General features: G+C 35.8%; 5 protein-coding genes. 3 read left to right on the top strand and 2 right to left on the bottom strand.

Annotated features, from left to right (window positions below; translation table 11 throughout):
• Window positions 1-4 precede the first annotated feature (4 nt).
• On the bottom strand, window positions 5-1,009 hold the full coding sequence (locus tag KMW28_RS20945) for a GRP family sugar transporter (protein ID WP_169662406.1): 1,005 nt from the start codon (window positions 1,007-1,009) through the stop codon (window positions 5-7).
• Window positions 1,010-1,099: 90 nt separating this feature from the next.
• Complete coding sequence (locus KMW28_RS20940) at window positions 1,100-2,665, bottom strand: sulfatase family protein (protein ID WP_169662407.1); 1,566 nt, start codon at window positions 2,663-2,665, stop codon at window positions 1,100-1,102.
• Window positions 2,666-3,146: 481 nt separating this feature from the next.
• Here KMW28_RS20940 and KMW28_RS20935 point away from each other — a divergent pair, with 481 nt between their 5' ends.
• From KMW28_RS20935 to KMW28_RS20925, 3 genes are all read left to right on the top strand, one after another.
• Window positions 3,147-5,408 carry a GH92 family glycosyl hydrolase gene (locus KMW28_RS20935; RefSeq protein ID WP_169662408.1) on the top strand — a complete coding sequence of 754 codons (2,262 nt, stop codon included), beginning with the start codon at window positions 3,147-3,149 and terminating at the stop codon, window positions 5,406-5,408.
• A gap of 276 nt (window positions 5,409-5,684) precedes the next feature.
• Window positions 5,685-9,677 carry a fibronectin type III domain-containing protein gene (locus tag KMW28_RS20930; RefSeq protein WP_169662409.1) on the top strand — a complete coding sequence of 1,331 codons (3,993 nt, stop codon included), beginning with the start codon at window positions 5,685-5,687 and terminating at the stop codon, window positions 9,675-9,677.
• 248 nt (window positions 9,678-9,925) lie between these two features.
• On the top strand, window positions 9,926-13,315 hold the full coding sequence (locus KMW28_RS20925) for a SpoIIE family protein phosphatase (RefSeq protein ID WP_169662410.1): 3,390 nt from the start codon (window positions 9,926-9,928) through the stop codon (window positions 13,313-13,315).
• Window positions 13,316-13,360 lie beyond the last annotated feature (45 nt).

The raw sequence follows: 13,360 nt of genomic DNA, 5'->3' as shown, positions 1-13,360 counted from the left end.
GATATTAAGTGAGTCTTGCACTGATTAATAATGATAATCCGATGATGAAAAATAAGAACATAAAGAATAATAAAGTGTTGGTGCCTTTGGGAGCATCTTTAAATTCTTTCCATACAAATACACCCCAAATAGAAGCCACCATTGTGGCACCTTGACCTAAACCATAGGCAATTGCTCCACCTGCTACTTCAGAGGTGTAATTGGCTAATACATTACCGGTACACCATATTATTCCACCTAGAATACCGACTATATGAATCTTAAAGCCACCTTTAAAATAGTCACTATAATTTACTTTTGGACCTTTAAAAGGTTTTTTCATTGCCCAAGTATTCCAAATAAAATTAGAAATAAATATACCAATCGAAAAGATAAAAGCAGCAGCAAAAGGCTCCATTTTACCAGCTTCAGGGTTTTCAAAACTAGAAGCTAATGCAACTTGTAAAAGATAAAAGAATAACCCCATAAGCAAACCTCCAATGACTGATATAATTATACCTTTGGAGAAATTGGTATCTTCCTTCTGTGGAAGCCGCTTATAAGCCAAAGCATCTATAATTATAGCGATAACAATACAGCTCATTCCCGAAAAGATGAGTATAGGATTACCTACAGGTGAGTTGATATAATTGATAATTGTTCCTTCAACAAGCGCAATACCAATACCTATAGGGAATGCGATGGCCATTCCTGCTAAATCGATGGCGGCAACAATTAATATATTGGCTAAGTTAAAAACCACTCCACCAATAAAAGCATAAAATAATGCCGTTGTCGATGCTTGAAGAAGATCCTCTGTAAAACTCCTTCCCGTATCCCCTAATGTTCCGATTGTAAATCCAAATAATAGGGACATGATGATGACACCAATAGAGTAGTCCCAATAAAAAAGCTGAAAAGGCCATTGTTTTCCACTTGTCAGTTTTTGTGTGTTTGCCCAAGAACCCCAACTGAGCATGGTAATAACCAGAAGTATTACTGCTAAGGGGTAAGATGTTAATTGTACCATAATAAATAGTTTGTTTATAAAGAGATCGGGAGATCTCTAACAGTTTTGGGTTCAAGTATCTCTTTGCAAAACACTTGGACCATTTTTAGCTTAATCGATTACTTTGTATTTCTTTCTTAACCCATCTAACTCGCCTTTTAGTTCTTTGACTATATCGGCATACTTAGGGTCGTCGTAAACACTATTCATTTCGTTGGGATCTTTTTGTCTATCGTACAATTCCCACTCGTCTACATCATCATAGAAATGAATAAGTTTATAATCTTTTTTTACAATAGCATAATGCTTTTTCACCATATGATAAGCCGGATAAGCATAATAGTGATAATAAACGGCATCACGAGTCCATTCCTTATTATTTCCAGTAAGAATAGGCATCAAGCTTTCACCTTGCATATCATTAGGAGCATCAATATTGGCGGCTTCCAGAAGAGTTTGAGCAAAATCTAAATTTTGTACCAAATCGTCATTTACTGATCCTGCTTTAATCTTAGATGGCCAACGAATTAAGAGAGGTGTTTTAAACGATTCATTATAAGCAAATCGTTTATCGAACCATCCATGTTCTCCTAAGTAAAAACCTTGGTCAGAGGTGTAAACCACAATAGTATTTTCAGCTAAACCACTTTCATCTAAATAATCCAATACGCGACCTACGTTTTCGTCTACGGACTCGATACAACCCAAATAATCTTGCATATATCGTTGATATTTCCATCTCATTTTCTCCTCCCTAGACATCTTTGGCCAATGCGTTTCAAAATACAAATTGATGCTATCAACAACAGGATCGTATGCCGCTTTTTGTTCTAATGTAGCTCTGTTGTAAGGGTAGGTAAATCCATTTTTATATAAAGGTACATCAGGGTCGATTTGTCCCATTCTTTTAAGTGTTTCCGGTCTAATCTTACTATCGTGATTGTAAGTCATATGGGAATAAATATTCATTTCTGCAGTTTTAGCGGCAGTGCCCCTACCTGAGTAATCATCAAATAATGATTCGGGCTCAGGAAATGACATTTGAGAATATTTTTTGAATTTATCGGCTCTTGGCCACCATGGTCTATGTGGAGCCTTTTGCCAATACATCATCATAAAAGGTTTATCTTCATCCCTTTTCTTTTTTAACCAATCGATGGTTAAATCGGTAATCAAATCAGTTACATATCCCATAAGCGTTGTGTCGCCTTCAGGAGTTATAAAATCTGGATTGATATAATTTCCTTGGTCAGGTAAAATCATAAAATCGTCGAAACCTTTGGGATTATTTCCAAAATGTAGTTTGCCATACATTGCCGTTTCGTATCCTGCCTTTTGGAAGATTTGCGGAAAGGTCATTTGAGTAGTATCAAATGGATGAACATTGTCCATTTTTCCGTTGATATGTGTGTGTTTACCAGTTAGAATTGTTGCCCTTGAAGGAGCACAAATAGAATTGGTCACACAAGCATTGTGAAATAAAATTCCCTCATCAGCAAGTCGGTCGATGTTGGGAGTTTGAATAAGTTTAGATCCGTACGCACTGATCGCCTGATAGGCATGATCATCGGACATTATAAAAAGGATATTTGGTCGTTTTTGTTTTGAAGCCTTTTCGGTACAACTCCAAAAGCTCAGGCAAGCAAATAGAGCTAGTACTAGTTGATGTTGTTTCATAATTACATTAAAATTTCATGCTTCAATGTACTTTATCCTGAAGGAAGACCACTTCACTTTTAAGAAAGTGCATAAGAATTAATGTGATTTATTGATGGATATGAAAATTGAAAAATGATATAAAGTATATTCTTAAATCTAACTTTCTAACTGATGTACAATTAGGCTAAAGCGTTAAAAAATGTCCTATATGCCATAATTTAAAAGGTAATGTCTAGTATTTATAAGGAGTAATTTCTCTTCTAACCTCTGTGATTTTATGAATCCACAGAAGTTAGAAATCACTCTAGACACTATGTTTATACAACTATTTTCTTCTGTTTACCCCTTTTTCTTCTAATTAATGAATCGCAAACGATTCTATTTTACCATCGCCTACTTTCGTAATACAATCCGAGCAAATTATTAAAAGATTGATAGTATTTATTCGGTTTGAAAATGAAATGTGTACAATGAGATTTTTTAAAATAGGGAATATCAGATGAAATATTTTAGTAAAAAACTATTATCAATTTTACTGGTGTTAGCAGTAGGTAGCAGTTGTTCTCAACTCCCTACGCAACAACAAGAAATTGAAACTGTAAGCGTAACTGATTATGTAAATCCATTTATTGGAACGCTAAACAAAGGAAATACTTATCCAGGTGCTGTATTACCTTGGGGTATGGCTTCTCCTAACCCACAAACAAAAGATTTTAGATTAAGAGCTGGAACTCCTGCAACGTACGAACATGGCGATCCTTTTATTTATGGATTCAGTTCGATTAACCTTTCAGGAGTAGGATGTCCTGGTGGAGGTAGTATTCCGATCAAATTATCAACGGGTGAGTTAGACTTATCGTCTGATAGTTTTAAATCGTCTTACAATTCAGAAGTCGCTGAACCGGGTTATTATAAAGTCATCTTAAATCAGCATAAGTTAAAAGCTGAAATGACGGCAACGAAACGTTCTGCTCGTTACAATTTCTCTTTCAATCCAGAAGTGAAAAAATCGAATATGTATATCGATTTAGCTTCTCAGATGAGTCATATGAAAGGAGGAGAAATTAATGTAGAAGAAGACGGTACAATTACAGGTTACCAATTGGATGGTGAGTTCTGTGATTGTGAAGGTATTGCTAAAATCTATTTTGCCTTAGAAGTGATTGGGGAACCAAAAGAAATTAAGGTATTCAAAGATCAAAAAGAAATAAACAGTAAAAAGGCATCTGGTAAAGATGTGGGCGTTGCTCTATTATTTGATAACAAACCATCTACTTTAGATGTAAAAGTAGGTATCTCTTTTGTTTCTGTAGCCAATGCAAAGTTGAACCTATCACAGGAACAACGCGATCTTTCTTTCGAAGACATCAAGCTTGCTGCTAAAGCAGAATGGGAAAAACAACTTTCTAAAGTTGAAATTGCTGAAGGAGATATTACAGATAAAACCGTGTTCTATACAGCTTTATACCACAGCATTATTATGCCTCATGTAATTAGTGATATAAATGGAGAATATCCATTAATGGAAAAAGAGGGCGTTGGTAAAGCAGAAGGATACACACGTTATTCAGCTTATTCTTTATGGGATACTTATCGTTCCGTACACCCATTAAATGCCTTACTTTATCCTAAAGAGCAAAGAGATATGACGGTAACAATGCTGGAAATGTATAAAGAGTCGGGTTGGTTACCAAAATGGGAATTGTACGGTAATGAGTCGTGGGTAATGGTCGGAGACCCTGCTGTTCCTGTTATCGTAGATACCTACATGAAAGGTATCACAGATTTTGACACAGATGTTGCCCTAGAGGCCATGTTAAAAGGAGCAACAACTAAAGAGAACAATCCTCTTCGTCCGGGTATCAAAAACTATATTGAATTAGGTTATTGCCCTATAGATGATAGAGGTGGAGATCCGAAGGATTTCACTTTCCATAATGGTATTGTTTGGGGACCTGTTTCAACTACATTAGAGTACAATTTTGCTGATTATACCATCTCAAAATTTGCAGAAGCTTTGGGTAAAGATGATGTAGCAAAACAAATGTATGAGCAAAGTATGTCTTTCAAAAAACTATATGATGCTGAAACTCAATTCTTCCGTCCTAAGACAAAAGCCGGAGAATGGATGGAGCCATTCAATCCTTTAGACAGACATTTTGATATCCGTTGGAAAGGCAGTGGAGGAAAAGGGTATTGCGAAGGTACAGCATGGCAATATAGATTTTTTGTTCCTCATGCTATGAACGAGTTGAAAGAGTTAATGGGTGAAGAAGCTTACTTTACGAATTTAGAGGCATTGTTCGAGGAAGGACATTTTGATTTATCAAACGAGCCGGATATTACTTTCCCATACTTGTTCAACTACTTGGATAAAAAACATCATTACACTCAGAAATATACAAAAGCAGAATCTGAAAAGTATTTCAAAAATGCTCCTATTGGTATTCCGGGTAATGATGATGCGGGAACAATGTCAGCTTGGTTAGTGATGACGCAATTGGGAATTTTCCCAGATGCTCCAGGTATTCCAACCTATCAATTAACTACCCCGAAATTCAACCATGTTCAGTTACACTTAGACGAATATGTGTATGGAGGTAAAGTAATTGCTTTAGAGAAAAATGGTCAGGGTGATTATTTTGACAATGTCACTAATGGCAATGGAGAAACTTTAAAAGGGTTTAGCATTGAGCATAAAGATCTGATCAATTCAGGTAAGCTAGTGTTTAACACTCAATTGTCAGCAATTGTAGAATAAAATTTATATAAGTCTTATGTAGTAGAGGTGATCACATTATTGAGATCACCTCTTTTTTTAATCATGAACTCACATTGAAATACAATGTTTATTTAAAGTCATTTGTCGTGGTATAAAGTCAATTTTTATATATGATAGGCCTTATTTGTCTAGTATACTACTCATTGTTATTTTCTTTATTTCTTTAAAAAAATAGAAATCAGTTTTCTGATAGCGTGTTCTTTACACTTATAATTAGAGGCACAACCAACTAACGCCTTATGTTTTTTTAATGAAATGAAAACCAGTATGAAAGTATTGAATTACTACTTATTTGTCTTGCTATTTTTCAGCATTTCAACGTATGCACAAGATTGGCAACAACTCAACCCTGGAGCAGGAGGTAGAGTACAAGGGGTCTCTTGTGATCCTTCTACACCGGGAAGAATGTTTGTAGCTTCCGATATGGAGGGCTTCTACTACTCCAACGATTATGGTACTTCTTGGAATTGGTCTGGTAAAGATTTACCTACCACTTTTGTCCTTAAAATTGAAGGTAGAGGAAACAAATTTTTTGTTGGTCATGCTAAAGGATTAAGTAAAAGTACCAACAAAGGAAGTTCTTATACTTTAGTACAGGAAACGGCCGACAAAACTATTGGGGTGATTGAAATTGATCCATCCAATACCAATAATATCTATGCAGGTATTAATTGGCGAGGAAACGATGGTCACTTAAGGCACTATCCTCAAGAAACAACCGACACAAAACAAATTTGGTATAGTCATGATGGAGGAAATACTTGGAATACTTCATCGTGGGCTAACTTTGGCAGTGGTGATCCAAGAGTGCAAAGTATTCAAGTCTTGCCAACCAATAGCAATCATGTTTACATTGCCACAAGCGATGGTCTATATAAATCGACCAACAAGGGAAGTAATTGGTCTAAAGTAAATGGTCCTTCTGGTATTGATAACCAATATTGCTGGGGTGCAGATTTTACAAAAGATGGAAAATGGATATATGCATTGTATAGAAAAGGAGGGTTCACAAGACTGTTTGCTCAAAATATAGCTTCAGGAACTTGGACAGATTTGGGTAAAGGTGCTTGGGATAGCCATAATATGTGGGAGCCACTTGTTTATCAAGACGATAATTCGTCAAAGCATTATGTATTGGTGAGTCAAAGAGACCAAAATCCTAACGAAGGATTATTCGAAGCAGAAGTGAGTATTAATGGATCGACTCCATCGGCTTCTTTTCAAGTAATTATGTATCATAACGGAACAAGCAATGCTTTAAACTACGATATTGGATGGAACTACTATGTGACGAACAATAGAAATAAAACGTATTATCCGGGTACATGGAACAATACAGGTTATACTCGTGGGGTATTTACCCAGTCTCAACAATCGTATTTCACAGGTGATGCCGCCAAAGGTAATGCAGATTGGAGAGTGGTGAGTACAGGCTATGTAAAATCTCTAAATGGATTAGATTTTTATAGAAGTAGAGGAACGGCATCCACTTTCACCTATGATGTAGCGGGTATAGATAACTATTTGATTCAAGGACAAGCAGACAACTTGGCTTTAGAAAGTTGGGACAATGGTGGTTCTTGGGTACAATCTAGAACAACATTTGGAGTACAAGATGGACATGGAGTTCATGTTATTCCATCCAATCCAGCTATTGTTTTAATGGATGCTGCTTCTGGTTTCGGAGGAGGTAATCCTGCTGCTAATTCCAACTTATTGTACAAAGTAATTGATAAAAATGCACCGGATCACAATTGGCAAAGATTAGCATTTGGTACTTCAGCAACAGATAAAAAAGGATTACCTAAGAATCGTATTTGGCAATTCCATGCCGATCCGAATGATTACAAAAGGTTATATGTGATCACGCATACGGGATTATACTTATGTGATGATATTGTAAGTTTAATCAACACCGGAGCTCCTTATTTTAGAAAAATACATACAGGTTCGACTTTGGGAGCTGGTTTTTCTATCAATTCATCGAACACCAATGAAGTTTATTATAAAGATAATTCTGGAGTGTATAAAGGTACTCGTAATGGAAATGGGGAGTATTCTTGGACGCAAATGTCAAGATCATCAGGACAAACAAACAACTTACAATGGGGTGGTGTGGCAGTCATCAATAAAGGAGGAAATAAGTATGTTTATACTTACGAACGCTATAAAGGTATTGTAAGAGCGGACAATGGTGCTACTCAATTTGGAGCAAGTGCAGTGCTTTGGGATGCCGATCTATTTAATTACTTGGAAGAACCTGCATGGTACGATCCTGCACATCATATTATTCAAACAAGTGCCATGTATACCGATGGAGATGACCTGTATATCACTTACCATGTATGGGAAGATGTTCGTTGGGGATATGGTATAATGAAAGGTACAGTACAGAACGATGGTAGTGTGAATTGGCAAGATTGGACATCAGATTTACATTATAGTACGACAAAACAAATCAAGAAAATTGGTAGTAAATTATATGTCGCTACACAGGGATCCGGGATTTTTACAAGAAAACTGAACGGTGGACAAGCGGATGCTTTACCTCCAATAGATGAGCAAGGATGGGAAAGTCCTAACGCAAATCAATATTTTATTTTTAGTGATGCAGCCAAAGCTAACGACCTTTCATGGGACGCTTCAGGTAATGTTTTATCATCATTTAGTTCTGGTCAGGCTATTGAAGGAACCGAATCTCGTTATGTTGAAGGTTTGGATCAGTCGGTGGCTCCAGGTGCGGATCATTCATTAGTCATCAATTTCTCTAGCTTAAATGCAAGTGGTGGTACGCTAAACCTAAGTGCTTATGGTATTGGTGGTAGTTTAAGTAACATCAATATTAAGATTGGAAGTACAGACGGAGGATACCATGATGTATTGAACAATACCATTTCGGCCAACTCTTGGTCAGATATCTCTATTCCTTTATCAGGAGGAACTTTTGATGCCACTAATTTTAATAAGATTATTATTGAAAGATGGGGTGGAGGCGTAAGCAAATTCTATTTGGATAAGATTTTTATTAATGGTACCGAAGTATCTGATGGAACTGGAGGAGGAACTACACCACCACCGACAGGTAATGGTGATTGTGATGCTGTTTCTAGTGCAGGGAAACCAAATCCTCCATGTCAGGTTTGGGTAGAGTCTACTGGAGCGACAACTGCCAAATTACATTGGAATGATAATTCTGATAATGAAACTTATTTTGATATTCAAGCACAACTTGTAGGAGATAGCTACAGAGCATCAGGTATGCCTGATGGTGGAGCAAATGCTACTTCTGTAGATATCTCTGGATTAGTTGAAAATGGGACCTATACTTTTAGAATAAAAGCCGTTAATGGCAATGGTGGTTCTGTTTGGGTGGAAACGGATCAAGTAACGTTGGGAGGAGGATCTTCTAACGTACCGGTGACTGGGGTGACTTTATCAGACTCTCAATTGAGCATTGAAGAAGGCAATACGGATATTGTAGTCGCTTCTGTTTTACCAAATAATGCAAGTAATACCAATGTCACTTATTCATCAAACAACACTTCAGTGGCAAGTGTCAATAACTCAGGTTTAATTACCGCTGTTAATGCAGGTACGGCAGTGATTACGGTAACAACTCAAGATGGAGGTTTTACAGATCAAGTAAATGTCACTGTGACTTCCGCTTCAACACCACCAACTGGAAATGGAGACTGTTCTGCCACCTCTGGCGGGGGAAAACCGAATCCTCCTTGTGGCGTTTGGGTAGAAGCAACCTCTGCAACAACGGCTATACTTCATTGGAACGACAACTCTGATAATGAGACTTATTTCGATATCCAAGCTCAATTGGAAGGCGATAGCTTTAGAGCATCAGGTATGCCTGATGGCGCAGCCAATGGAACTAGTGTCGAAATCACTGGATTGACTGCAGGTGCGAAATACATTTTCAGAATCAAAGCAGTGAATGGAAGTGGAGGTTCTGTTTGGGTAGAAACCGATCAAGTACAATTATTCTCTGGAGGTAGATTGGCTGGACAAGAACATGTGTTTGATAAGATGGTGATTGCTCCTAACCCAAGCAATGGACAATTCACTATTCAAAGTGATACAGCAGGCACTGGGTTTATTGTAAATCAGCTCGGTGTGAAAGTAAGTGATGTCACATGGCAAGAGGGAAGTACCTCATTTAGTCTGTCATTAGCATCCGGAATGTATGTTTTAGTATCAAATGACTCGAATGAAAGGAAGAAATTGATAATTAGATAGTTAGAAATCGGGGCAGGGTTAATTCTCTACCCCTTTTTATTTAATTTTCTGAATCAAAAGAAAAATATCAAAAAATAAAAGTCCATAAAAGAGAGAAAAGACCACATTTGAATACAATCAGCAATTACCTTAAAACTGAAGTTTGACGAAGGGAGAATTTTTCCAAGAGTCAGATCAATAACTACACACATTATTACTTTTTACGACTGAATTTAAGGGCAGTTTAAATATCAAAACACTTTATTCTTATGAAATGGATGAACACTATAGCTATACTACTAATTTGTTCGATTAGTGTGATAGCCAACGATTTTGATCACGAAAAACCAACACCCTACATTAAGTATTTAAATACGTTGGATGGTCTTAGTACTTTCGATATCAATACGATTGATGAAGATCGTCAGGGAAGAATTTGGTTTGGAAATAAAGGCGGAGCCAAAGGTTTTGATATTTATGATGGAAAAAAATTCGAGAAATGGTCTACCGTAAAAAATAATTATTTGATAAAAAACGCCTTAAAATCACATCAAATTAAGAATGGTAAAATTTGGATTCTGTATCAAAATTTTGGTAACCAAGGTTCTTTAGCTGTTTTAGAACCTATTAAAAAAGAAGTGCATTATCATCACATTATCAAAGATCAGAAAGGAGAAGAAAAAGACTTAAAGCAAATTAAATTTATTGATATGTTCTTCACGAATAGTGAGGACGCGGTGTACTTACTGGACAATCAGAAAAAGTTATATAAGCTAACGCTTGATAAGAATGCAAAGCCTGAATTTATATCAGAAATTAACTCACCTATTGATGCTTCTAAAGCAAAATATGCTCAGACAAGTGTCTATGTGGATTCAAAAGAAACACTATGGCTTTCGCATGGTTTTAAATTATTCATGAAGAAAGAAAGTGATGTAAAATTTAAAATGATCCAATCGGATCACATGAACAAAGATTACATTATCAATAGGTTCTATCAGGACAATAATGGCAAAATGTTAATCCTTACCAATTTTGGTTTGTTTACTGTTCATCGAGGAGTGATGGTTCCCGTAATTAAAGACAGTAAACATCCAATTAATAAGACAAGAATTACAGCAATGTACCATGATGAACTGGGCAATTATTGGTTGGGAACATGGGACGGTTTGTACAGATCCGGTGGTTTAACAAAAACATCAAAGTTTGAGCTGATAGATAAGAATATTAAATCAAAGGTTTTCAATTGTATTACGGGTGATTCTTTTGGTGGTATTTGGTTCTCTGTAAAGGATTTTGGTGTGGGATACATCGATTTATACAATACTACTTTTGGGATTATTCGTAATAAAGATAAAGAAGGAAAGAGCAAGAATGTCAACTACTATTTTAAAGATTCAAAAAACAGAGAATGGATACTTACGAGTCAGGGTTTGAGTGTAAGGGATCTAAAAACAGGAAAGAAAGGGGAGTATAAAAAGCAACAGAAAGAATCGCATAAAACATTACCACAGACAGATGCCTTAGGTGTTTTCGAAACGTCAAGTGGTGAAATTTGGGTCTACTTTGTCAATCTCTATTTATGTAGAGTGGTGGGGAATGATGTAACCAACCTACATTTAGATTTCAGATACTTGAACATGAATATTGTGCGTAATATTTCGGGTATTGAAGAAGATGAAAATGGTGTTTTCTGGGTTTCTTCTGTAGATAAAGGTGTTGCCTCTTATAATCCAAAATCTTTTAAACTAGATAGTCAGCCTTACGATGAGTTTAAGAAGGGAAGTTTATCTATTGTTAAAGACCCACGAAGTAACAAAATGTGGTTTAGTACTTCGAAAAAAGGAGTTTTTAGTTTTGAAATTGATAGGAATAGTAAAGTAGGAAAAATCGAAAATTTCAAAGTAATAAACCAAGAAAATAAGGAGAATCTACCCATTCGTTTCTTACAATTTGATGAAGATTATACCTTATGGGGAGGAAATAGAAATAAGAAAGTTTTTTACAAAAAGGATGAGGAGAAAGAGTTTACTACTTTAGCTCAATTTGATCAGATAAAAGATCCTGTATTTAATAATATCAAGGTAGACGGAAGAGCTATTTGGATTGTAGGGGATCACTTAAATTATTTTGATCTTGATGATGAACACTTGATATCGTTTTCATCAAATAGCACTAAAAACAACTTATTTAGTAAATATGAGATAAATCAAAATCATAATGGAGATATATTCTTCTGTGGAAGCAATGGAGTATTATTTACCAATAAAAAGAACATCAAGTTCTCTCCTTATCAACCTAAAGTATTCTTTAATGGTCTTCAGGTAAATGGAGATTGGGTAGATGTGGGCGAAGAAGTAAATGGCAGGGTTTTACTTTCTACTTACCTAGATCATTCTAAAAAATTAGAGTTAGCTTATGCAGAAAATGAAGTGGCTATTTCTGTGAGAGGGATTTACCCACCTGCTCCTAATAAAATAACGTACAAGTATCGATTGAAGAAAGAGAACAACAAGGATCAAAAATGGCTGACAACTAAAAATGAGGACATCAATTTTGGTTCGGTAGTTCCTGGTACTTATGAAGTAGAGATTTTTGCAGAAGATCATCAAGGGAATGTATCGAAAAAGAATGTACTCTCACTAAAGGTGAAAAAGCCTTGGTGGATGTATCCAATAGTTTGGGTAGCCTTTATGATCTTGTTTATGTTGATAGGTATTATCATCTATAAATCTAAAGTGAAGCAACACAAAGAGAAAGCGAAACTTTTGGAAAATATTGTTCAGGAAAGAACCAAAGAAATTCAGATGCGAAATGAAGAATTGCATCAGCAATCTGAGGAATTAGAGCAACAAAGAGATCACTTATTTGAAGCTAATCAAACCATCTCAACAAAAAACGAACTGATCACTCAGAGTTTGAATTATGCTAAAACAATTCAAGAGACTATTCTTCCGATTGATGATCAGATGGAAAGTAGTTTTACAGATCACTTTGTTTATTATCGACCAAAAGATATCGTTTCAGGAGATTTTTACTGGATGGCAAAAGAAGAGAATAAGACCATTATTGCTTGTGTAGATTGTACAGGTCATGGTGTCCCTGGAGCGTTAATGTCGATGGTTGGAAATGCTGTATTAAATCAGATTGTTAAAGAGAAAAAAATCTTTTCGCCGAAAGTAATTTTGGAAGAATTAGATAGTCGAATTAAGAAAATCCTTAAACAAGAAAAAGGGTTTAATGATGACGGAATGGATTTATCAATTTGTTGTTTGGAGAGACAAGAACAAAAAATAAAACTGACTTTCAGTGGTGCGAAAAATGACTTGTATTATGCAAGAAGTTTTGAAAATGAAGTATCCGTAATCAAAGGTACCAAGAGACACATAGGAGGAAAAATTGCTTCCTCCAAAGAATTTGAGGAGGAGTCGATGTACTTCCTTCCTGGAGATAGAATTTACCTATTTACAGATGGAATTATTGATCTTCATAATGGGGAAAGAAGACGTTTTGGAAGAAAAAGACTAATTGAGTTAGTAGAAAATACATTAGATACTCCTGTTTCTATACAAGGAGAGAAAATTGTGAAACATGTAGAGGAATATTCTGAAAATCAATTACAAAGGGATGATATTACCTTTATGGCTATGGCATTGTAAATTCTTTTGATTTATCTAATATTCTTACAATTTACAATTCAAAAG

Origin of the sequence: Flammeovirga yaeyamensis, assembly GCF_018736045.1 — a bacterium.
GTDB lineage: Bacteria > Bacteroidota > Bacteroidia > Cytophagales > Flammeovirgaceae > Flammeovirga > Flammeovirga yaeyamensis.
The sequence above is the reverse complement of the archived record's forward strand: the minus strand, read 5'-3'. Positions and strand labels throughout refer to the sequence as shown.